Source organism: Wenyingzhuangia heitensis, from assembly GCF_011762155.1.
Classification (GTDB): domain Bacteria; phylum Bacteroidota; class Bacteroidia; order Flavobacteriales; family Flavobacteriaceae; genus Wenyingzhuangia; species Wenyingzhuangia heitensis.
On record NZ_JAASQL010000006.1, the window covers coordinates 43,152 to 66,109 of the forward strand.

The 22,958-nt window shown below is 30.1% G+C and carries 22 protein-coding genes; 13 read left to right on the forward strand and 9 right to left on the reverse strand.

The annotated features are described in order from the left end of the window. The 3 genes from FHR24_RS14175 to FHR24_RS14185 all read right to left on the reverse strand — a co-directional run bounded on the left by FHR24_RS14175 (position 1) and on the right by FHR24_RS14185 (position 3,147). Positions 1–1,419 carry a di-heme oxidoreductase family protein gene (locus FHR24_RS14175; protein ID WP_167190367.1) on the reverse strand — a complete coding sequence of 473 codons (1,419 nt, stop codon included), beginning with the start codon at positions 1,417–1,419 and terminating at the stop codon, positions 1–3. An 84-nt stretch (positions 1,420–1,503) separates the two neighbouring features. Continuing rightward, a complete protein-coding gene (locus tag FHR24_RS14180) occupies positions 1,504–2,730 on the reverse strand; it encodes an imelysin family protein (protein WP_167190371.1) in 1,227 nt (408 codons plus the stop codon). Positions 2,731–2,799: 69 nt separating this feature from the next. After that, positions 2,800–3,147, reverse strand: coding sequence for a hypothetical protein (locus FHR24_RS14185; RefSeq protein WP_167190374.1), 348 nt, complete (start codon positions 3,145–3,147; stop codon positions 2,800–2,802). Between the two features lie 352 nt (positions 3,148–3,499). On the opposite strand from FHR24_RS14185, the gene FHR24_RS14190 reads away from it, so the two are divergent. Genes FHR24_RS14190 through FHR24_RS14205 form a run of 4 tightly spaced genes read left to right on the forward strand, consistent with a single transcriptional unit; the run spans position 3,500 to position 7,117 of the window. Then, complete coding sequence (locus tag FHR24_RS14190; RefSeq protein WP_167190377.1) at positions 3,500–3,733, forward strand: FeoA family protein; 234 nt, start codon at positions 3,500–3,502, stop codon at positions 3,731–3,733. Then, positions 3,730–5,694: a ferrous iron transport protein B gene (gene feoB, locus FHR24_RS14195; RefSeq protein WP_167190380.1), complete on the forward strand. Its 1,965-nt coding sequence runs from the start codon at positions 3,730–3,732 to the stop codon at positions 5,692–5,694. Before FHR24_RS14190 ends, feoB begins: the two co-directional genes overlap by 4 nt. Further along, positions 5,694–5,819 (forward strand): FeoB-associated Cys-rich membrane protein, encoded by a 126-nt coding sequence (locus FHR24_RS14200; RefSeq protein WP_167190383.1) that lies wholly within the window; start codon positions 5,694–5,696, stop codon positions 5,817–5,819. The genes feoB and FHR24_RS14200 overlap by 1 nt, the downstream gene beginning before the upstream one ends. Positions 5,820–5,833: 14 nt before the next feature. Beyond that, positions 5,834–7,117, forward strand: a complete 1,284-nt coding sequence (locus tag FHR24_RS14205; RefSeq protein ID WP_167190386.1) for a dicarboxylate/amino acid:cation symporter — start codon at positions 5,834–5,836, stop codon at positions 7,115–7,117. 9 nt (positions 7,118–7,126) lie between these two features. On the opposite strand, the gene FHR24_RS14210 is transcribed toward FHR24_RS14205, so the two are convergent. Together FHR24_RS14210 and FHR24_RS14215 are read right to left on the reverse strand one after the other, a co-directional pair. Further along, entirely contained in the window at positions 7,127–7,960 is an 834-nt protein-coding gene (locus tag FHR24_RS14210) for a universal stress protein (protein ID WP_167190390.1), read from the reverse strand. 137 nt (positions 7,961–8,097) lie between these two features. Continuing rightward, entirely contained in the window at positions 8,098–8,928 is an 831-nt protein-coding gene (locus FHR24_RS14215) for a universal stress protein (RefSeq protein WP_167190393.1), read from the reverse strand. A 150-nt stretch (positions 8,929–9,078) separates the two neighbouring features. Between FHR24_RS14215 and guaB the strand changes: the two genes are divergently transcribed. The 4 genes from guaB to FHR24_RS14235 all read left to right on the forward strand — a co-directional run bounded on the left by guaB (position 9,079) and on the right by FHR24_RS14235 (position 14,850). Then, the gene (guaB, locus tag FHR24_RS14220) at positions 9,079–10,542 is read left to right on the forward strand and encodes an IMP dehydrogenase (protein ID WP_167190396.1); all 1,464 of its coding nucleotides are present in this window, start codon (positions 9,079–9,081) and stop codon (positions 10,540–10,542) included. A 126-nt stretch (positions 10,543–10,668) separates the two neighbouring features. Next, on the forward strand, positions 10,669–11,841 hold the full coding sequence (locus tag FHR24_RS14225) for a GlmU family protein (RefSeq protein WP_167190399.1): 1,173 nt from the start codon (positions 10,669–10,671) through the stop codon (positions 11,839–11,841). Beyond that, entirely contained in the window at positions 11,842–12,375 is a 534-nt protein-coding gene (locus FHR24_RS14230; RefSeq protein WP_167190402.1) for an adenine phosphoribosyltransferase, read from the forward strand. Positions 12,376–12,378: 3 nt separating this feature from the next. Beyond that, the gene (locus tag FHR24_RS14235) at positions 12,379–14,850 is read left to right on the forward strand and encodes a M1 family metallopeptidase (RefSeq protein ID WP_167190405.1); all 2,472 of its coding nucleotides are present in this window, start codon (positions 12,379–12,381) and stop codon (positions 14,848–14,850) included. Between the two features lie 9 nt (positions 14,851–14,859). Here the strand turns inward: FHR24_RS14235 and FHR24_RS14240 are convergent, their stop codons facing one another. After that, positions 14,860–15,279 carry a helix-turn-helix domain-containing protein gene (locus FHR24_RS14240; protein ID WP_167190408.1) on the reverse strand — a complete coding sequence of 140 codons (420 nt, stop codon included), beginning with the start codon at positions 15,277–15,279 and terminating at the stop codon, positions 14,860–14,862. A 307-nt stretch (positions 15,280–15,586) separates the two neighbouring features. Here FHR24_RS14240 and FHR24_RS14245 point away from each other — a divergent pair, with 307 nt between their 5' ends. The 5 genes from FHR24_RS14245 to FHR24_RS14265 all read left to right on the forward strand — a co-directional run bounded on the left by FHR24_RS14245 (position 15,587) and on the right by FHR24_RS14265 (position 20,956). Continuing rightward, on the forward strand, positions 15,587–16,642 hold the full coding sequence (locus FHR24_RS14245) for a M14 family zinc carboxypeptidase (RefSeq protein WP_167190411.1): 1,056 nt from the start codon (positions 15,587–15,589) through the stop codon (positions 16,640–16,642). Between the two features lie 113 nt (positions 16,643–16,755). Further along, complete coding sequence (locus FHR24_RS14250) at positions 16,756–17,235, forward strand: Lrp/AsnC family transcriptional regulator (protein WP_167190413.1); 480 nt, start codon at positions 16,756–16,758, stop codon at positions 17,233–17,235. 76 nt (positions 17,236–17,311) lie between these two features. Continuing rightward, on the forward strand, positions 17,312–18,496 hold the full coding sequence (locus FHR24_RS14255) for a peptidogalycan biosysnthesis protein (RefSeq protein ID WP_167190416.1): 1,185 nt from the start codon (positions 17,312–17,314) through the stop codon (positions 18,494–18,496). 95 nt (positions 18,497–18,591) lie between these two features. Next, a complete protein-coding gene (locus tag FHR24_RS14260; protein WP_167190419.1) occupies positions 18,592–20,109 on the forward strand; it encodes a DEAD/DEAH box helicase in 1,518 nt (505 codons plus the stop codon). A gap of 160 nt (positions 20,110–20,269) precedes the next feature. After that, entirely contained in the window at positions 20,270–20,956 is a 687-nt protein-coding gene (locus FHR24_RS14265; protein ID WP_167190423.1) for an OmpA family protein, read from the forward strand. A gap of 271 nt (positions 20,957–21,227) precedes the next feature. Here FHR24_RS14265 and FHR24_RS14270 read toward each other — a convergent pair whose 3' ends face one another. From FHR24_RS14270 to FHR24_RS14280, 3 genes are all read right to left on the reverse strand, one after another. Then, the gene (locus FHR24_RS14270) at positions 21,228–21,740 is read right to left on the reverse strand and encodes an L-dopachrome tautomerase-related protein (protein ID WP_167190426.1); all 513 of its coding nucleotides are present in this window, start codon (positions 21,738–21,740) and stop codon (positions 21,228–21,230) included. 32 nt (positions 21,741–21,772) lie between these two features. After that, positions 21,773–22,072 carry a putative quinol monooxygenase gene (locus FHR24_RS14275; RefSeq protein WP_167190429.1) on the reverse strand — a complete coding sequence of 100 codons (300 nt, stop codon included), beginning with the start codon at positions 22,070–22,072 and terminating at the stop codon, positions 21,773–21,775. A 282-nt stretch (positions 22,073–22,354) separates the two neighbouring features. Next, positions 22,355–22,954, reverse strand: coding sequence for a TetR/AcrR family transcriptional regulator (locus FHR24_RS14280; protein ID WP_167190432.1), 600 nt, complete (start codon positions 22,952–22,954; stop codon positions 22,355–22,357). Positions 22,955–22,958: the final 4 nt, after the last annotated feature.

Sequence of the window (22,958 nt, forward strand, 5' to 3'; positions counted from 1 at the left end):
TTATAAAGAGTTTAAAAAAGCTAATAATTGCTCTCTTTTAGAGCTTTCTAGATTTATAAATTTTTGTTTGGACTGTTCAGCTTCACCACCGTGCCATAAAATAGCTTCTTCTATATTTCTGGCTCTACCATCATGCAATAAAAAAGTGTGATTGTTCACCAATTCAATCAACCCTAATCCCCATAAAGGTTGTGTTCTCCATTCATTTCCGTTGGCTAAAAAATCACCTCTATTATCTGCTAAATCATCTCCCATATCATGCAATAAAAAATCTGAATAAGGTTTAATTTGTATTCCGTTTAACTGAGATAGTGTAGGGGATTTACTAGTCGTAAAATTGTTTACGTGGCATTTTATACAAGATAAATCTGTAAACAATTGCTTTCCTCTTAATACATTTTCATCTTTAAAGTTTCTTCTAACAGGAACGGAAAGTGCTGCTTGATAAGTTAAAATTCTATCAAACTGAGTATCTGGAACTTCTACTGTTTCTCCTTCATTATTACCGTTAGACAATTCAGAACAATCCATTCCATGTGGACAATTTTCATTAGGAAAAATAGAAGAAGTTAGCCCCATATCACCATTAAAAGCACCTGCTATTTGTTGAGCTAAAGTAGGTTGATTGGCTTTCCATCCAAATTTACCAATGGTTAATTTTAGTTCTTTTACGTTCCAAACATAATTAGCTTTTCCAGAAATTCCATCACCATCACTATCGTTTTCATCAGCATTTGCCAATATACTTTCTTCGCTTAAAGCATCTACAAAACCCAAACCGATTACTTGTTGTCCCACTCTTGGAGATTGTTCTGTTCCGGAAATGGCTCCATAGTTTGAATTTGTAATGGTATATATTGGTTTTCTTAATTCATAAGAACTACCATCTGTATAAGTTCCCTTACTAGTTTCAAAAGCTACGTTAATGGTTCCTTCGTTATCAAAACTAAGATTAGAATTATCTTGCAATTGGTCTCCATAGTTTGGAAAAGCAATAGGACCTTCTGTTAAGCTATTTCCGGCACTTAATCTAATTAAAAAACCATTAGAACTAGCAGCATTTTCTAACATTGGTTTTCCTCTACCATCTCTTAAATGACAGGCACTACAAGCTCTAGCGTTAAATAAAGGCCCTAATCCATCTCTAGAGGTAGTGGTGGCAGGAGCAGAGACCCAACTTTGATCAAACATAGCGTTTCCCACTCCAAAAAAAGAAAGTTCTAATTCAGTTAAGTCTGGTATGGCTCTACCAAAAGCTTTGTCTGCTGTAAAAGCTTCTACAGATAATTCAGAGACTAAATTTTCTTCCCCTTGTTCATAATATTTTTCTACGTATTCATTTTTGTTAGCAATAGAATCGGTATCTGCAGTACATCCAATTAAAAGGATTGATATTAATAATTTTAAAAATTTATTCATTGTTAAGTGTTTAAACCGAAAAAACTGAAGCTATTTATAGCTTCAGTTTGATATTAATTTCAAATAGGTATTACTACTAAATCTTTAGTTGATCGTGATACTAATTCCTAATTCAGTGGCAGCATCTGCAACCGCTGTTCCTTGTGTTTTTAAAGCAGAAGATAATTGTCCTGCAGGTCCGTTAGAACCTAGGGTTTCTTCACTAATAATTTCATCAAAGTTTTTATTTAATGCTAACAATGCATTTAGTTTTGTAATTACATCAGCCGCTTTTGCTTGTAAATTTACTGAGATTTCGGTATCATACTCTGCTACCAAATCAATTAATGAAGTTCCAGAAACCAAAGATTTGTCTTTAGCTGTATAAGAACCTGTAATTACGTTGTTAAGACCTGTAGCATTTGCCCACATATCTTGATTTGTATTGTCAGAAAAACAAGAATGTTCATTTTCTTGACCTTCATCAATAGCAGGATCTAATCTTTCTAAAGCAACTTCTCCATTAGAAATAAATCCAACACCGTTTAAAATGTTTGTTAAAGCTACATCTGTATCTAAAGCACTAAAAGTAACTCTGTAAGAACCTCCTGTAGCCCAAGTATCACTTAAATCTTTTAAATCGTTCACTAATAAATTAGTTACAACTTTTAAATAAGTACTTCTTCTTGTAGCAAAATCAGCAGTAGTGTAATCTGTAAAAGGTCTGTTCCCAGATTCCGCATAATTATCTGCTTGATGAGTTTCTGAATTATAATTTAAATCTTGTCCCCAAAGTAAAAATTCAATAGCATGCCATCCTACAGAGATCGAATCATCATTAGGAGTTTCGTTATTACTAATTAAATTAGCTTCAGTAATTTCAAAAGAATCATCACCAATTAATCCATTGTTTACATAACTATGATTTTGTGAGTCAAAAACATAATCAATATAACCTTCATCTAAAGGCCAAGCATTAATTTGTCCTTCCGAAGCTAATAAATCTTCATTGTCAATGGGTCCATTCGCTTCTCTAAAAGCTTCCGTTTGACCATAAAAATCACGAGCGTACAACCAAGCTTCTTTAGCTTCTTCTAAAGCAGTTTCTGTAGGTGTTTCTAAAAAAGCATCAATTTTAACTTGCATTTCTAAAGCAGAAGTATAAGAGTCGTTGTAGTTTGTAGCTGCAATATTTGCATAAGTACTTACAAAGTCTGTTTTACTTGTTTCTAAACTATTGTTGGTATTGTCATCATCATTATTACAACTTGTAAAAGCCAATACGACCAATAAGCTAGATTTTGTAATTAATTTTAAATAATTGAAATTCATTTTATTTAGATTTATTAAATGTAATTATATTGCAAATATATATTTATTTAGATTGTTTTAAAATAAATGTTAGTTAATTTTATATTTATGTAAAATTGAATCCATAGATAATTTAAAATGAGTCCCTTTTAATAGATCTTTTAATTGTATTAATTGATTGTAACTTAAGATCATTCTAATTTCTGTTTGTTTTGCCTGGTAAATAACCATTTTGTTTTCTAGATCTGGTGGGCAAGTACATTGACTGTGATAATTTATAATTGATTCTGTAGAGTTTACAAATGCTTTAAGTTCTTGATTGTTTATTAAAAATGATATTTGATTAATTTCTAAAGCAATAGATGGCTTATTTTGTTGATGATATAGTTTGTAACTAGTTCCTAATGTGTTTTGATAAATATTTTCTAAAGTTCTCATGAATTATTTTTTAACAAAAATAGTATTTATTTTTATTTAGAATCAATAAAAATAAATATATTTGCAACATCTTTATACAAAAGGTCATGTATATTATAAGATAAAATTGTTTTTGTTTTCTGGATAAGCCTTCTAATTTACTTAGGAGGCTTTTTGTATATATAAATAATAATGTGAGTAAAATAGGGAGTCTTTTATTTTAAATAAATCTAAATAGTTTATATCTTTGGCTTTTCCTTTTAAAAAAAGTGGTAAGCGTAAAAAAGAATGTTTAGAGTCTTATTTTAAAAGAGATGATTGATTGTTTTAAAACAATCGGATAAGGGATTTACCCTTATAAATATAGAATTGAATGACAAAAGCGAACACAATTGCAGACTTACAAAGAGGGGAAAGAGCCATTATCAAATCATTTACAGAGGTTGATGTTCCTTTAAAACTTATAGAAATGGGATGCATAGAAGGAAATTATGTAGAGGTTTTACAAAGAGCTCCTATGCAAGATCCTATTTATTTAAATATTAGTGGAACTTATTTAGCAATTCGATTAGAAGTGGCTTCAAAAATTTTAGTAGAAAAATTATGAGCGATATTAGAGTAGCTTTAATAGGAAATCCAAATACAGGAAAAACATCACTATTTAATAGATTAACAGGTTTAAATCAAAAAGTAGGGAATTACCCTGGGATTACGGTTGATAAAAAAACAGGTATATCTAAAATAGACCAAAATACTAGTGCCGAAATAATTGACTTGCCCGGAACTTACAGTTTAAACGCTAGTTCTATGGACGAAGATGTTGCTGTAAAAGTACTTTCTGATAAAAACAATGACAACTATCCCGATTTAGTTGTAGTGGTGGTAGATATAGAAAATTTAAAACGTAATCTATTTATTTTTACACAAATTAAAGATTTAGGTTTGCCTACCATTTTGGCCATAAACATGGCTGATCAAATGACGTTAAAGGGAATTGATATTGACATTCCTAAACTAGAGTCTTTATTAGAAACTAAAATAGCTTTGGTAAGTTCTAAACAGAACAAAGGACTTTCATATTTAAAAAAGTTAATAGCATCCTACAAAACAGTAAGTACAAAACCTTGTTTTATAGAACAAGAAACGGTGTTGTCTAAGTTTGCAAAAGACGAAAAGAAAAAACATCATTTAGAAACGGTTAGGAGGTATCAGTTTCTAAAAAAAACATTGGAAAAAACATATACCCAAGATCCACAAAACGCAAAAGATATTCGTACTTTTTTAGATAGAATTCTAATACACAGAATCTATGGGTATTTAATATTTTTTGGAATTTTATTTATGGTTTTTCAAGCTTTATTTAGCTGGTCCGAAATTCCAATGGATTTTATAGACAGTACTTTTGCAACTTTGTCAGAATTAACAAGAACACATTTGCCTCAAGGAATATTTACCAATTTATTGGCCGAAGGAATTATTCCTGGAATAGGAGGAGTTGTTATTTTTATTCCACAAATTGCTTTCTTATTCTTATTTACTTCCTTTTTAGAAGAAAGTGGTTATATGAGTCGTGTTGTGTTCTTAATGGACAGAATTATGAAACGTTTTGGACTAAGCGGAAAAAGTATTGTTCCTTTAATTTCTGGAACAGCCTGTGCTATTCCAGCTATTATGGCAGCCAGAAATATAGAAAGTTGGAAAGAACGTTTAATTACTATTTTAGTTACTCCATTTACTACTTGTTCTGCTCGTTTGCCTGTTTATGCCATAATTATAAGCCTTATCATTCCTGCAGAAGCTACTTTTTTAAGTTTTAATGTACAAGGTCTAGTATTGATGGCATTGTATTTATTAGGTTTTTTTACAGCAATTATAGCGGCAGCAATTTTAGACAAAGTATTAAAAATAGCTTCTAAATCTTATTTTGTGGTAGAAATGCCCAACTACAAATTACCCTTGTTTAAAAACGTAGCGTATAACGTAATAGAAAAAACCAAAGCATTTGTATTTGAAGCGGGTAAAATTATTTTAGCCATCTCTATTTTATTATGGGTACTGGCATCTTATGGTCCTGGAAATGAAATGCAAAATGCTACAGAACATATACAAAACAATCACCCTAATTATAGCGATGAAAAACAACAAACAGAAATTGCATCTTACAAATTAGAACACTCTTATATTGGTGTAATGGGAAAGTTTATAGAACCTGTAATAAAACCTTTAGGATACGATTGGAAAATTGGAGTAGCTGTGATTACTTCTTTTGCCGCTAGAGAGGTTTTTATAGGAACTTTGGCAACTATATATAGTGTGGGTAACGAGCAAGAATCTACCATAAAAGAAAGAATGAGAAATGAAGTGTTTAGCGACACTAAAAAACCAGTATATTCTTTTGCAACAGGAGTTTCTATTTTATTATTTTATGCTTTTGCAATGCAATGTATGAGTACTATTGCTATTGTAAAACGTGAAACTAACGGATGGAAATGGCCTTTAATTCAAATGTTTGTCATGTCTGGTTTGGCATACATTACAGCATTAATTGCTTATCAAACACTTAGCTAATGATGTGGATTCAAAACATATTAACTATTATTGTAGTAGCAGGAGCTTTATGGTTTTTGTATACTAAATTTATTCGCAAATCTAAAAACAATAAAAATTGTGGAAACGATGGTTGTGGATGTTAGCTAAATAGACACAAATGAAAAAAATTGCATTGCATTGGAAAATAATAGCAGGCCTTGTACTAGGTATTGTTTTGGGGTTCATTTGTTCTCAATTAAACGGAGGGAAGCAATTTATACTTGATTGGGTTCAACCCTTTGGAACTATTTTTGTAAAACTGTTAAAATTAATAGCCATCCCCTTAATAATGGGATCTTTAATTAAAGGTATTTCTGATTTAAAAGATATTTCTAAGTTCAAATCAATGGGGATAAAAACCATTGTTTTATACATTTTTTCTACAATTGTAGCCATTACCATAGGGCTTTCTTTGGCCAATTTTTTTAAACCGGGAGATGGTATTTCTAATGAAACTGTAGAAACTTTAAAAAGCAATTATATAAACAATGCCAGTGTGCAGAGTAAATTGTCCGAAGCACAAAATCAGAGATTACAAGGACCTTTACAATTTGTAGTAGATATTATTCCAAGTAACATTGTAGAAGCAATGTCTGATAACAAAAGTATGCTTAAAGTTATCTTTTTTACATTGTTTTTAGGAATTTGTATGTTGCTTATAGACGAAAAAAAAGCCAAGCCTTTAAAAGATTTTTTTGATTCTTTAAATGATGTCATTTTAAAAATGATAGACATTATTATGCTTTTTGCTCCTTATGCGGTTCTATCTTTATTGGCTACAGTAGTCGTAAACTCAGATGATGTAGATGTGTTAATCGCTTTGTTAAAATATGCCGGAATTGTAGTTTTAGGTTTGTTATTAATGATTGTGTTTTATGCTTTGTGTATTTCTATTGTTGTAAAAAAATCACCTTTATGGTTTTTAAAAAATATATCTCCTGCACAATTATTAGCTTTTTCCACAAGTTCTAGTGCAGCTACTTTACCTGTTACTATGGAAAGGGTAGAAGAGCATTTGGGGGTAGAAAAGGAAGTCTCTAGTTTTGTATTACCTGTTGGGGCTACTATAAATATGGATGGAACCAGTTTGTACCAGGCAGTAGCAGCCGTTTTTATTATGCAGGTTTTGTGGCCAGAAGGGCTTACTGTTAGCAATCAGCTAACCATAATAGTTACTGCTTTAATAGCTTCTATTGGTTCTGCGGCAGTTCCTGGTGCCGGTATGGTTATGCTATTAATTGTGTTAGATACTATTGGTTTTCCTAAAGAGTTATTACCTATAGGATTGTCTTTAATTTTTGCGGTAGATAGACCTTTAGATATGTTAAGAACAACTATTAATGTAACAGGTGATGCAACTGTTGCTTTGATTGTATCTAAAATGGAACGTAAAAAGGGTTAGCATTATTATTTAGCCCATTTTCACACTCATAATAGGATAATTGTTTTTATCGGATAAATTAAATTTCTTACTCTTTTTTAAGAACTTTCCAATACTCGTTTTTTCTTGAGTCGTCATGGCTATAAAACCAATATGGTGTTCCGCTGCAAAAGTATGAGTTCCTCTTCCTACAGATTTACTATCAATACTTTTAAAAGAACTTAAATTGTCTAAATTCCCGTCTGCTTTTAATAAAAACTCTTCAATTCTTTCTTTAATAGCTTCAGGAGTTAAAAATTTATCTCCAAATTTATTTACAAACAATAAGGTTGGTTTTATGTTTAGAGCATTAAAAATTTTCATTGCCTTTTTATAAGCTACCACAGCTTTAGATCTGTAATTACTTACAAATAATGTCTTTTTTAAATCAATTTCTTTTTCAGTTTCTTTTACAACTAGTACAGGAATTTCGGTTGTTCTAACTGCTTTTTCAGTATTAGAACCTAAGAAAAAATCTTTAAGACTATTAGAGCTAAGAGTCCCCATTATAATTAAATCTCCTTTTAAATCTTCTGCAAAGCCACCCAATTCACTAAAAATTCTATAATGTTTGATAACATAATCAAAAGATACATTTTTTAAATAATCCTGATTTACGAATTCTTTCATTTTTAATTCTGCTTGTTGTATAGAAAGAAAATTATCTTTAGAATCTGTAATTGTCTCTTCAGAAAAAGAAGCAGGGTTTCTAATCATTGTAATTAAAGTAATATGAATATCGTGTCTTTCAGCTACAGAAACTGCAGTTTGTAAAGCATATTCAGAATATTCGGTAAAATCAATAGGTACTATAATCTTTTTCATTACTTTAAAAAAGTTTGATAATTATTAAACAAGTTTGCAAAAATAGTAAGATTATAACGAATAGGCAACCTATTAAAGTACAAAAGCCTTATTTCTAATCATAGAAATAAGACTTTTAGAAGTATATAAGGGATTCCTTAAATTAAAACGGTAAGTACAGGTCTTGTAGATTTGTTAGCAATGTCTAAAGAAATACTTTTGTTAAAAAATTTGGACAAACTAGACTTACCATGTGTTGCTACAGAAATTAAAGAAATGTTATTTTCATTTGCATAATATTTAACACCAGCAGCAACTGTGTAATCATCATAATTATCAAAATTTGATAAATTATCTAAATTTCCATCAGCCTTCATTAAAAAGTTTTCAAACCTTGCTTTCATTTCATTTGTAGACACAAATCCACCGTCAGGTTTATTAATAAACAATAAAGTAGGTTTTATACCCAAAGTTTTATAAAACATTTGAGCTTTTTTATAGGCTTCTATAGATTCCATTTTAAAATCACTTACAAAGACCGATTTTTCAAAATCAACACTCTCAACTTCTTCTTTTACAATTAAGACAGGGATAGGAGAGCTTCTAACCACTTTTTCGGTATTAGAACCTAAAAAAGTATCGTTGTGTTCACTAATTCCATGAGACCCCATCACAATTAAAGAAGCATCTTGCTCAGCAGCAAGGTTACCAACTTCTTGAAACAAGGTAAAATGTTTGATAATAACTTTAATAGTAACACCTTCTAAATATTCTTTTTTTAAAAAAGCTTCCATTTTTTTTTCGGCGTACTTAATTAAAAAAACAAGTGTTTTTCCGTAATTACTATCGTGATCAGAATATCCTGTTGGCATTTCTAACATGTGAACTAATATCAATTTAGTTTTGTGTTTTTTTGCCAATTTAGATGCTGTTTTTAGTGCAAATTCGGAATATTTTGAAAAATCTACAGGTATAATTATATTTTTCATAATTTGATGTGTGTTAGAGTCCTTATTAAAGTTACTAAAAAACATATTGATACCCAAAGGTTTAACATATTAAAATTCTTTAAATTCCTTTAGTTTGAATCGTTTTAAATGTTGTATATTTGCATGCAATTAAATCATAACTAATTGCAAATGTCTACTTATAAAGTTATTTCTGAAGGACTTACTTACGATGATGTATTATTGGTCCCAGCTTATTCAGAAGTTTTACCTAACACTGTTTCAATAAAATCAAAATTCACTAGGAATATTCCTTTGAATACTCCTATTATTTCTGCTGCTATGGATACCGTAACAGAAGGAAGAATGGCTATTGCCATTGCACGTGAAGGTGGAATAGGTGTGATTCACAAAAACATGTCTATTAAAGAACAAGCTAAACAAGTTAAAAAAGTAAAGCGTTCTGAGGCTGGAATGATTTTAGAACCTGTAACTATTACTGCTCAAGAAACAGTAATGGATGCAAACTTATTAATGAGTGAGCACAAAATTGGTGGAATTCCTGTGGTAGATGCCGAAGGTGTTTTAAAAGGGATTGTTACCAATAGAGATTTACGTTTTGAAAAAAATAGTAAAAGAAAAATTGCTGAAGTAATGACTGCTAAAGGACTGGTAACGGTTTCTGCGGGTACCTCTTTAAAAGAAGCAGAAGTTATTTTGCAAGACAATAAAGTAGAAAAACTACCTATTGTTGATGATAACTTTAAATTAGTAGGATTAATCACTTTTAGAGACATTGTTAAAGTAAGAGAAAACCCAGAAGCAAATAAAGATGAATACGGTAGATTAAGAGTTGCGGCTGCAATTGGTGTAACAGATGATTGTTTACAACGTGTGTCGGCTTTGGTAAAAGAGGGTGTAGATGCTGTTGTTTTAGATTCTGCTCATGGTCATTCTGTAAATATTTTGAATAAGTTAAAAGAAGTAAAAGAGGCTTATCCTAACTTAGATGTTGTTGCAGGAAATATTGTAACAGCAAAAGCTGCTTTAGATTTAGTAGCTGCTGGAGCAGACGGTGTAAAAGTAGGAATAGGACCTGGTTCTATTTGTACCACACGTGTAGTTGCAGGTGTAGGTTACCCTCAATTATCTGCTGTTATGCAAGTAGCCGAAGCTTTAGTAGGAACGGGTGTTCCTGTAATTGCAGATGGTGGTGTTCGTTATACTGGAGATATTCCTAAAGCAATAGCTGCAGGTGCAGATTCTGTAATGTTAGGTTCATTATTAGCAGGAACTAAAGAAGCTCCTGGTGAAGTTATTTTATTTAACGGAAGAAGATTTAAATCTTACCGAGGAATGGGGTCTGTAGAAGCGATGAAAAAAGGTTCTAAGGATAGATATTTTCAAGGAGATGAAGACAACAGTAAAAAATTAGTTCCAGAAGGGATTGAAGGTCGTGTGCCTTACAAAGGAGAGTTGTACGAAACAATGCACCAGTTTATTGGTGGGCTACGTGCAGGTATGGGATACTGTGGTGCAGGTACTATAGAAGATCAAAAGAATGCTGAGTTTGTTAGAATTACAGCTTCGGGAATTGCTGAAAGTCATCCGCATGATGTTACGATCACTAAAGAAGCCCCAAACTACTCTAGATAAGATATTTACAACATAAAATAAACAAGACCACCTACAATTATTGTTAGGTGGTTTTTTTATATCTTTTAGCCTTAAAAAAAATTGAAAAATTAAACAGAAAATTAACCCCGTTTATTATTTAAAACTATGAATTACATACTTTTTGATGGTGCTTTTAGAGATGCGTTGTTGCCCTTTACTTTTACAAGACCTGTAGCAGATATTAGAATTGGAATTTTGACTATTCGTGAAAAATGGGAACGATTTTTACGACTAACAACCACTACATTAACCGAAGATTATTTAGAAAACAAGTATCCAATGTTAGAAATGGAAGAAAACATTTTTATAAATGCAGGATATCTTCCTAATATGGAGTTTTTTAAAGCGGTAAAAAGCTTAAAGCAAAATCAAGCTGTTTTTTGTAATGATGAAATGATTGCCTTTTACAGTACTCGGGATCAAGAAGAGATTGATTTTTCAACATATGAGGTTATTGAAATTGAGGGAGTAAAAGCAATAGAGCATAAATGGGATTTATTTTTGTTAAATGATTTGGCAATAAGACAAGATTTTGAAATGCTTACAGCTGATGAAATTTCTGCTGATATTCCAGAATTTGTGCAAGCTATTAATAAAGAAAATATTTTTATAGAAGAAGGAGCTGTAATTAATCCTTGTGTTTTAAACGCATCATCAGGTCCAATTTATATAGCGAAAGATGCTGTTGTTTTAGATGGTGCCTTAATAAGAGGTCCTTTTGCTTTAGGAGAAAAAGCTTTGGTTAAAATGGGAGCCAAAATATATGGAGCTACTACTGTTGGTCCAAATTGTAAAGTAGGTGGAGAAATAAAAAACAGCATCCTTTTTGCAAATTCTAACAAAGGTCACGAAGGTTATTTAGGAAATTCCATAATAGGAGAGTGGTGTAATTTTGGAGCAGACTCCAATGTTTCTAACTTAAAAAACACTTACAGCAAAGTAAGATTGTGGAGTTATGAAGATGAAATATACGAAGATTCCAACCAATTATTATGTGGTTTAATGATGGGAGATCACTCTAAAACAAGTATAAACACCATGTTTAATACTGGTACAGTTGTTGGAGTAAGTGCCAATATTTTTGGATCTGATTTGCCCGAAAAATTTATTCCATCTTTTAGTTGGAGTGGAAATAAAATTATAGACGTTTACACTTTTAAAAAAGCCATAAGAACAGCTACAAAAATGATGGAATTGTCTAATGTAGAAATTTCAGAACAAGACATATCTATTTTAGAACACGTAAACACTTTAACAGAAAAATACAGAAAGAAATAAATGAGTTTATCTATACAAGAAAAAATAAAATCAGTAATTAGAGATGTTCCTAATTTTCCAAAAGAAGGAATTCTTTTTAAAGATATTACTCCAATTTTATTAAACCCTACATTGGTGAATGAATTGGTTGCTGCAATGGCAGATCAATTTAAAAACGATGAGATTGATGCCGTTGCTGGAATTGAATCAAGAGGATATTTATTTGGAATTTTGTTAGCTCAAAAACTACAAGTTCCCTTTATTATGATTCGTAAAGAGGGTAAACTTCCTGCCAAAACCATAAAAGAATCTTATGATTTAGAATATGGATCTGCAACTATTGAGGTGCATGAAGATGCAATTACTCCTAACAGTAATGTATTAATTCACGATGATTTATTGGCAACTGGAGGAACCGCTATAGCTGCGGCTAAATTAATACAACAAAAAGCAAAAGTTGTGGGATTTAGTTTTGTTATAGAATTAGAATTTTTAAAAGGAATAGATCACCTAAATAAAATTAACACACATACAAAATCATTAATTAAATATTAATTTATGAAGAGAATTTTATTATTTACATTGTTGTTAGTTATTGTTTTAAATACAAATGCTCAACGTATTTATAGATACAATGATAATGGAAAAACAAGTACCAAAGAGTTTGATTTAATCGATACAAAGTTAGATTTAAGTTTTAATTTTAAGGATCAAACAGTAGATGGGGAAGCATGGATCCAATTAAAACCACATTTTGACAGTGCTAATAGTTTGCAATTAGATGCTAAAAAAATGAATATCTACGAAGTTAAATCTGATCATAAAGATTTAAAGTTTTACAATTCTGGAGAACATTTAAATATTGATTTTAGCAAAGTGTATACGAAGAACGACACTATCAATCTTTACATTAAGTACAAAGGAAACCCTAATAAAATACAGAATAAAGGAGGAGTTGCCATTACAGACAATAAAGGATTGTATTTTATAAATCCAAACGGATTGGATAAAACAAAACCTACAGAAATTTGGTCACAAGGAGAGCCTGAACAAAATAGCGCTTGGTTTCCTACTATAGACAAACCCAACCAAAAATCTACCCAACAAATTACATTAACAGTTCCTGCCAAATACAAAACATTGTCTAATGGTTTGTTAATTTCTCAGAAAGAAAATGCAAACGGTACTAGAACAGATGTATGGAAACAGAAATTACCACATGCTCCATATTTGTTTTTTGTAGGAGTTGGAGAATTTGAAGTGATTAAAGAAGAGTGGAATGGTAAAGAGGTAAGTTATTATGTAGAGCCTTCTTATAAAGATACTGCTGCTGAATTGTTTAAAAACACTCCCGAAATGATTGAATTCTTTTCTAAAATAACAGGAATAGAATACGTTTGGGATAAGTATAGTCAAATGATTGTTCGCGATTATGTAAGTGGAGCTATGGAGAATACTGGAGCTGTAATACATGCAGAGCAAGCTATGTTAAGCAAAGGAGAATTGTCTGAAAGAAATACTTGGGAAACCGTAATTGCTCACGAATTGTTTCATCATTGGTTTGGAGACTTGGTAACTACAGAAAGCTGGGCAAATATTACAGTTAACGAATCTTTTGCAAATTACTCAGAATACTTGTGGTTAGAGCATAAGTACGGAAAAGATAGAGCAGAGGAGCATATGCTAAAAACCAAAGATGCATACTTAAATAAAAACCCTGATAGACTAAATGAAAACTATGAAAAACATTTGGTAAGATACAATTACACAAAAAAAGATGATGTATTTGATGTGATTAGCTACAACAAAGGAGGGATGATTTTGCATATGTTAAGAAACTACTTAGGAGATCAGAAATTTTTTGCAGGTTTACAGCATTATTTAACCATCAATAAATTTAAATCTGCAGAAGCACACCAATTGCGTTTGGCTTTTGAAGAAGTAACAGGAGAAGATTTAATGTGGTTTTTTAGCCAATGGTACTACAATAGCGGACATCCAAAATTAAAAGTAACGTTAGAAAAAGATTTATTAGCAGGAGAACAAAAAGTAAAAATTACTCAGTTAGAAAAAATATTTGATTTTCCTTTATCAATTGATGTATATACCAAAAAGGGGAAACAAAATTACAAAGTGTTTGTAGATCAAAAAGAAAAAACATTCGGTTTTCCATATAGCGATGATATCAAACTGATTAAAATAAATTCAGACTATGTGTTATTAGCAGAAATTGAAACACCGGAATTAACCACAGATGAGTTGATTTACCAATATAAAAACGTAGAACATTTTGTAGATAGAAAAGAAGCTTTAGAGTTATTAAAAGACAAACAAGAAGAAAAAGATGTCTTTAAAACATTTGAAGAAGCTATGGAAGATTCTTATGATGTAATTCAAGTATATGCAATAGAAAACATTAATCTATCGGCTAAATACACAAAAAAGAAAACCATTTCTAAAATAGAGAAATTAGCAAAAAATAAAAATCCTAATGTTGCAGCAGCTGCAATTTCTACTTTAGGAAAATTAATTAATGTTGAGTATTTGCCTATTTTTAAAGAAAGCATAGAAAGTATATCTCCCAAAGTAAAAGGAAATAGTTTATTAGCCATGTATTATGTAGATAAGCAAACAGCTAAAGAATACGCTAACAAATTACCTAACGACATTAAAGATGTTATTTATGTTCCATTACTTAAAATGTATTTAGAAGACAGAAAAGAGGAACATGTAACCTTTGTTGCTAAATATCTACTAACAGGAATGTATTTAATACAGGATGAAAAATTTAAAAAAGATTTTGAAGATGCTTTTGATTGGGTAGCAAGTACCAGCAACGAAAGAGCCATAGAAGTACTAGTAGATGATTTTGTTGAAAAAGGACTTAGGTATAAAAAGTACAATTTTAATTACGAAGCCATTAGAGTGTTAAGAAGAGTTATAGAAAAGCAAAGAGAGGTTAAAAATTCTAATCAGACCAAATTGGTAGATCTTTTAGAGCAAGGAATTAGAAAACTTGCTATAGATTAAATATAAAACTTAATTATTTTCGGAGTACTCTTTAAACGTCCCGTCTTTATAAAAAATAACAATCCTTTCAATTTTAGAAGGGGTTGTTTTTTTTTGTTCTTGTATCAAATCTTCATCTGTGTTTGTTAATTCATTTCCCTCAGTTTCTTTTTGATTAAATAGGGTGTTGCTAACAGCTTTGTCTATTGTTGTTGTGTTTTTTCTTTTTGGAAATGTATTTTTTCCATACAACAACCAATCCAAATCCACCTCTTTATAGGTGTCTACAATTTTTAACACAAACTCTAAGCTAGGTTTATTTCTACCAGATAGTAAATGGGATATACTAGATCTCTGTACTTTAATATCATCTGCAAAAGTAGAGGCACTTAATCCGTAATGATTAAATACTTTATGTAATCTGTCTATAAACGCTTCTTGATTTAACATTGTAAACTTGTTGATTTATACAGTAAAAATAATCAATTTACATTTGTAATCAAAATATATAACACAATGATGTTTTTAGCAGACTCATTTTATTAAAGCATCTAAACAACTTTACTTTAAGGTGTTTAAGTATCTCTTTTTTAAATACTTGAAACAAAATACCTGTAGTTTTTTAGACTGGTATGTTTTTGTGATAAAACAGCTTAAGGTGTGAAAGACATATTTGTCATTATGTAAACCACACAACAATCATCAGTTTACTTTTGTAAATTACAATTGTAAACAAAACTTAGTTTACTTTTGTAACATGAAAAAAACAGAATTAGATATTTTAGAAAAATGGTATGCGGCTAATTTTGAGAATAAATTAGTAGGTAGACGAATTTTATTAGAAGATATAGAGCCAATACTTAAAAAATTAAATACTCCTTTTAAGCTTGAAAAAATTGGGGATTCAGAAGAAGGAAAATCTATTTATCAAGTTAAACTAGGTACAGGACCTAAGCGAATATTGTTATGGTCTCAAATGCACGGGAACGAAAGCACGGGAACCAAAGCACTGTTTGATTTGTTTAAATATATAAATGACTCAGAGCATACAAATACTTTTGTAAAGGATTTATTAGAAAAATGTACATTGGTTTTTATTCCTATGTTAAACCCAGATGGATCTAACAACTTTACTAGAGTAAATGCTAATAATGTAGATTTAAATAGAGATGCTGTAGATTTAAAAGCAAAAGAAAGTATTTTGTTAAGGCATATACTAGATAGTTTTAATCCTCAGTTTTGTTTTAACCTACATGATCAAAGAACTATATTTAATGTAGAGGGCTATAATAATCCAGCAACAATTTCTTTTCTAGCTCCTTCTATAGATATAGAAAGAACTTTAACAAAAGGAAGAAAAGAAACGATGGCAGCTATTGTAGCTATGAATTCTGTATTACAACAAATTATACCTAACCATGTAGGTAGGTATACTGATGAATTTTATCCTACTGCTACCGGAGATAACTTTCAAAAGCTAGGACACAACACTATTTTAATAGAAGCAGGTCATTATAAAAATGATTATGATAGGGATATTGTACGTAAATTTAACTTTTATGCACTGCTTAGTGGTCTAGAATACTTAGTTTATAACGATACATATACCAATTATGAACCTTATTTTGAAATTCCGAACAATGGAAAGCAAAATTATGACCTTATTATTAGAAATTTAAAAACAGACAACAACAAGGTCTCTTCTGTTGCTTTTCAGTATGAATATGAGGTAGTTAACAATAAATTAGTAAGTAAATTAGTAGAGTATCAAAGAGGGGATTTGGAAAAATTTTACGGCTATCAGGAATTTTAGTTTATATTATCGTTAAGAATCCCTATATTTAGTTTGTAATTATGCAATAGAATTTTAAAATATTGTATTTTTGTCACTTGTAAAAATTATAGAAAGTAAAGTACTCATTAGCCATGAAAAAACATCATTTAGACGAAATAGATCATCAAATATTAGATACGTTGATCGAAAATGCAAGAACACCTTTTACCGATATTGCTAAAAAATTATTAGTGTCTGCAGGAACCATTCACGTACGTGTAAAAAAAATGGAAGATGAGGGAATCATAAAAGGATCTACATTAACATTAGACTACGAAAAAATGCAATATAATTTTATTGCTCACGTAGGTTTATTTTTAGAGAGCAGCTCAAAAATTAGAGGTGTATTACAATCTTTAGAAGATATTCCAAATGTAACAGTAGCCTATATTACTGCAGGAAAATATAATATTTTCTGTAAAATTAGAGCTAAGGATACCAACCAAGCAAAAGATATTATTTTTCAAATAGATGATATTGATGGGGTTAGAAGAACCGAAACCATGATCTCTATGGAAGAAAGTATAAACGATAAGAAAAGAATGATGCACGCAATTTTTAAGGATTATTAATTGTTATTGTTCTTTGTAAGGAAACACCTTGGTAAGCAACTACTAAGGTGTTTTTTTATACACTGTATTTACACCTATGACTCACATACCTAAAAAGGTTATAATAAATTCTACAACTTGTTTTACATACTCTTTTAACTTAAAGAGCTTAGAGAATGATTGGAATCAAGTTGGTATTCCCAATATATATTTACAACCTGCTTATTTAAACGCGTTGGAAAATAGTATTTTGTCAGATATTATTTTTATCTATGTTATTGTTTATCAAAATAACAAACCTGTTGGAGTCTTGTATTTTCAATGGATTCACGTAGGAACCGATTTTTTTAATCAAAAAAAATTTCCCAATGAAATTCATTCTAAAATAACAGCTCGTATTTTAAAAAGTGTCAACGGAAATTTATTACTCTGCGGTAACTTTTTTGCTACGGGTACACATGGTTTTTATTTTACCTCTAAATTATCTCCAAAAACAATTCCGTTACTAATTAATAAATTAAAAGTTGAATTGTGTGCCGTTAAAAACACATCAAAACTTAAATTTATCATGGTAAAAGAATTTTGGCTAGATCAAGAAATCAAAATTCAAAAAGAACTGTGTCAAAAAAATGCTCGTTTTCAAATAGACGTTAACATGATTTTAGAAATTCATAAAGAATGGACTTCTTTTGATAATTATTTAGCTTTTATGGTGACCAAGTACAGAACCAGAGCTAAAAGTGTATTCAAAAAAACAGAGGGTATTGTTGTACAAAATTTTACAGCAAATGATATTAAAACACATGCAAACACCATTCATCAATTGTACAATTCGGTTTTAGAAACAGCCAGCTTTAATATGGTACGTTTGTCTGTAGATAGTTTTTATCAACTAAAAATAAATTTAAAAGAGAAGTTTATTTTTACAGGTTATTTTAAAGATCATCAACTAATAGCTTTTAGCACAGCCTGTTTAAACAACCATTATTTAGATGCTAATTTTGTAGGGATTAATTATCAAATAAATCAAACATTGCCTATATACCAAAGAATTTTGTATGATTATGTAAAACTTGCTATTCATAAAAAAGTAATCGAATTAAGATTGGGTAGAACAGCCGAAATTATGAAAAGTTCTTTAGGAGCCATTCCTAAAGAAATGAATTTATACATAAAACACACCAATCCGTTGTTACACCTTGTTTTAAAACCTTTAACAGAGTATGTAACACCTAGCAATTATGAGATAAGAAAGCCTTTCAAAAAAAGTTATTACTCATAAAATCCATTTTAATACCATATTTATTGCTAAAAGTGGAGTAATAATTTCGTAGAACTTTAAAAACTGCGTAGTTTTGCAAAACTCACAAAGAATATATGGAAGTAGAAGAAAATAAAAAGGTCAAAAAAGGAAAACAATTATACGACTATCAAAAAGAAAATATTGATAAAGTATTTGATAAAATTGAAAAAAAACCTGACAACTATAACTTGGTATTTCAGCTACCTACTGGAGGAGGGAAAACCGTTATTTTTTCTGAAATTGCAAGACGTTTTATAGAAGAATCTAAAAAAAAGGTTTTAATACTAACACATAGAATAGAATTAAGTAGTCAGACTTCTAAAATGTTGGCTGAATTTGGAGTTGCTAACAAAGTAATTACAAGTGATGTAAAATCCTTAGACGATCAGGATGAGTTTATGTGTTTTGTTGCTATGGTAGAAACACTAAAAAATCGATTGAATGATGATTTACTAGACATGCAAGATGTGAGCATGGTTATTATTGATGAGGCTCACTATAACTCTTTTAGAAAATTATTTAAATATTTTCAGAATTGCTTTATTTTAGGAGTAACCGCAACACCATTAAGCTCTAACATAAAGTTACCAATGAACGAAATTTATGATGAGTTGTTGGTAGGGGAACCTATTACAACTTTAATAGATAGAGGTTTTTTGGCCAAAGCAACAACCTATACTTTTGATGTTGCCCTTGGTGGGTTAAAAGTGGGAATAAATGGTGATTATACCGTAAAATCTTCTGATGATTTATATTCTAGTAACCTAATGCAAGACAAGCTTTTACATGCTTATGTAGAGCAGTCTTTAGGAAAGAAAACCTTAATTTTTAACAATGGTATTAACACCTCTTGGCATGTCTATGATACTTTTAAGGCAGCAGGTTACGAAAATGTTCGTCATCTAGATAATACTTTTTCTAAACAAGAAAGAAGCGAAATATTACGTTGGTTTAAAACAACACCAGATGCTATTTTAACATCGGTAAGTATTTTAACAACAGGATTTGATGAACCTAGTGTGGATACTATTATTTTAAATAGAGCTACAAAATCTATCACACTTTATTACCAAATGATTGGTCGTGGATCTCGTGTGTTTAAAAATAAAAAAACGTTTAATGTAATTGATTTAGGAAATAATGCAGCTAGATTTGGTTTGTGGAGTGCACCTATCAATTGGAAACGTATCTTTAAATCACCAGACTATTATTTAGATAATTTAATTAATGACGAAGAAATAGAACGTCAGTTTATTTACGAAATGCCAACAGAGGTAAGGCAAAAATTTAAAAATTCTACAGATATTACTTTTAAAGTAAAAGAAGAATATGAAAAGGCAATAAAACGCGGAATTAAATCTAAAATAGTTTTAGATAAGTCTGTAGAACAACACGCACAAATGTGTTACGAGAACGCCGAAGATGTTTTTGATGCTAGAGATTTAGCTATTTTGTTAGATGATGATATTAAAGATAGAATTAAAAAATATTCTCATTACATGATAAAAAGTACCAAAAACTATATTATGTGGTTGGAAGAAGATTACAAAAGAAAATTAAACACTTCTATCAACATGAAGTTTAAAGAATAATAAAAAAGCCATCTATAAAAAGATGGCTTTTTTATTATTCAATATTTCTGTTCAGGGTTATCATATGTTAAATTATAATTACATTTTATCCATTGGTCTATTATATTGTCATTATAACAAAAAAAGAATTTATTTTTGCGAAACAATAAAAAATATAACCATGAAGAAAATTTTTAGAAATTTAGTTTTAGTTTGTTTAAGTACAAGTATGTTTGTTGGATGTTCTAGCATGAACAACACAACCAAAGGAGGTCTTTTTGGAACAGGTGCTGGAGCTGCAATAGGTGCTGGTATTGGTGCTTTAATTGGAGGTAAAAAAGGAGCTGCAATTGGTGCTATTGGTGGTGCTGCTGTTGGAGGAACTACAGGAGTTATTATTGGTAAAAAAATGGACAAACAAGCCGAAGAATTAAGAAATTCTATTCCTGGTGCTCAAGTATATAGAGTTGGTGAAGGAATTGATGTTGTTTTTGATAAAGATTCTGGAATCTATTTTGGATCTAATGCAACTAATATTAATGCTGATACAAAAAATGTGTTGTCTAAATTGGCAGAAGTATTACAAAAATACCCAGAGACAAATTTATTTGTTACTGGACATACAGATTCTGACGGAGCTGAATCTTATAACTTAACGTTGTCAAAAAACAGAGCTCAAGCTGTTGCAAACTATTTACAAACTTTAGGAGTACCTTCAGATAGGTTTACTGTTAAAGGAGAAGGTGAATTGTTACCAATTGCTGATAATTCTACTGCTGAAGGAAAAGCTAAAAACAGAAGAGTTGAATTGGCAATTATTGCGAATGAAACTATGAAAAAGCAAGCAGAGGCAGAAGCTAAGCAATAATCATAAAAAGGACTGTAGTTTGCACAGTCCTTTTCTTTAATAAAATCTATTTAACATAATTTAGGAGTACCTTCAGATAGGTTTACTGTTAAAGGAGAAGGTGAATTGTTACCAATTGCTGATAATTCTACTGCTGAAGGAAAAGCTAAAAACAGAAGAGTTGAATTGGCAATTATTGCGAATGAAACTATGAAAAAGCAAGCAGAGGCAGAAGCTAAGCAATAATCATAAAAAGGACTGTAGTTTGCACAGTCCTTTTCTTTAATAAAATCTATTTAACATAATATAAATTATAATACAAAATAACAAATATAAAGTAGTCATGCTTGGTGTCTATCACCATGTCATTAGGTTGAGATTCTTTTGGAACTGAGGATTTAGGTAAGTAATAAATACGTTCTAATTGATTGGTTTTGGTATTCCATCCTACAATTTTAGGAGTTACTTTATTACGTTGAGCCATATCTAACATCCAAATAATACCGTTTTCATCATTTCTAATTCCCAACACGTTACTTAAATAATTATCGTCCGTATCTCTAGGTGTGTTCCAATATTTATTAGGAAATGGTTTTGTGTTTTTTGTTTCAGCATCCATAATTACAACTCTGTTATCTGGTGAAAAAAAAGGATGATGACTATACACTAAATCTCCTGTATGTGTAAAAGTAATATTACCAACAGCCTGACTGGTGGTTGTAAATATTTCAACTTCAGTTATTGGTATTTGTCCGTAAGACATTACAGAAATAAGCGTAATTAAAACTAAAATATGTTTTTTCATGTTGTTATTTATTAAGATTATTATAATAACGGTTAGTTTATAATTTCTGTCATTTTATGGACAACAAATTCTTTTAATTTACCTTCTGTAACCTTTTTAAAATGGATAAAGTGTTTGGTTTGAGTATGACTTTCTAATGATTCTATAGTAGACCATTTTTCAAGCATAAAAAATTGATTTGGGTTCTCATTATCAGAATGCAAAATATAATCTATATTCCCTTTTTCTGTTTTACTAATACTTACCAATTCCATAAGTTCTGATAGCATAAATTCTCGGTCTTTTTCTGCTACTTCAATTTTTGCGACAATGGTTAAATAAGATTTTTTCATGGTGTGATTTTTTAATTATACACCAAAAGTAATTCCTTACCAAGCTGAATTAAAGTATTAAAAATGGAAGTTTATGTATTTATAAAGGTTTTAACAACCCATAATTGTTAAAAAATTGATTTATAGTCTTAAAAAGAAATGAATAACAGGGGTAAAACTCAAATAAACCTTGTTAAGTACAATAAAAAAATGAGTAGGAATATTTATTTCTACTCATTTTTAAATGTAAGACACTTCCCTCCTATGATAAAATGAAGATTTTTAACTGATTTTAAAAAAAACTCAACTCCTGTTCAATTCATTTAAAAGCTTTAAACCTGTTACAGAAACTAATCTGTACATAAAAAGTGAATTTAAAAAAGCAACTGCGTTCTTGTTTGTTTGATAGCTATAAGAAGCTTCTGATGTAAAAATAATTTTAGAAATATTATCGAAAGACTCATAGGTTTCCTGAATATTTAACTCTTGTTTGTACAACCCTTCTTCTATTCCTTTTTCAATATTTTGCAAAACAAACGGAATAATAATTTCGTTTTTAAACTGAAACACTTCCATATATTTATTAGGATAAAACTTTTTTAACTCCTTCCCATAAACAGGAGATATTACATAAGAGATCTCGTTAATGTATTTAAAAAACGAGTGCAATTCCTCTAAAGCATTTCTAGAAACTGCACTCGTTTTGGTTAGGTTACTTTTTAATTCTTCTACCTGTAACACAATGGTTTGGCTTAATAAATTACTTTTGTTTTCATAATGTTTGTAAATTGTTTTTTTAGAAACTCCACATTTATTAGCAATATCATCCATACTAATATTCTGAATACCAAAACTAAAAAACAACGCTTTGGATACTTTTAAAATGTGATTTTTGACAAACATTTTC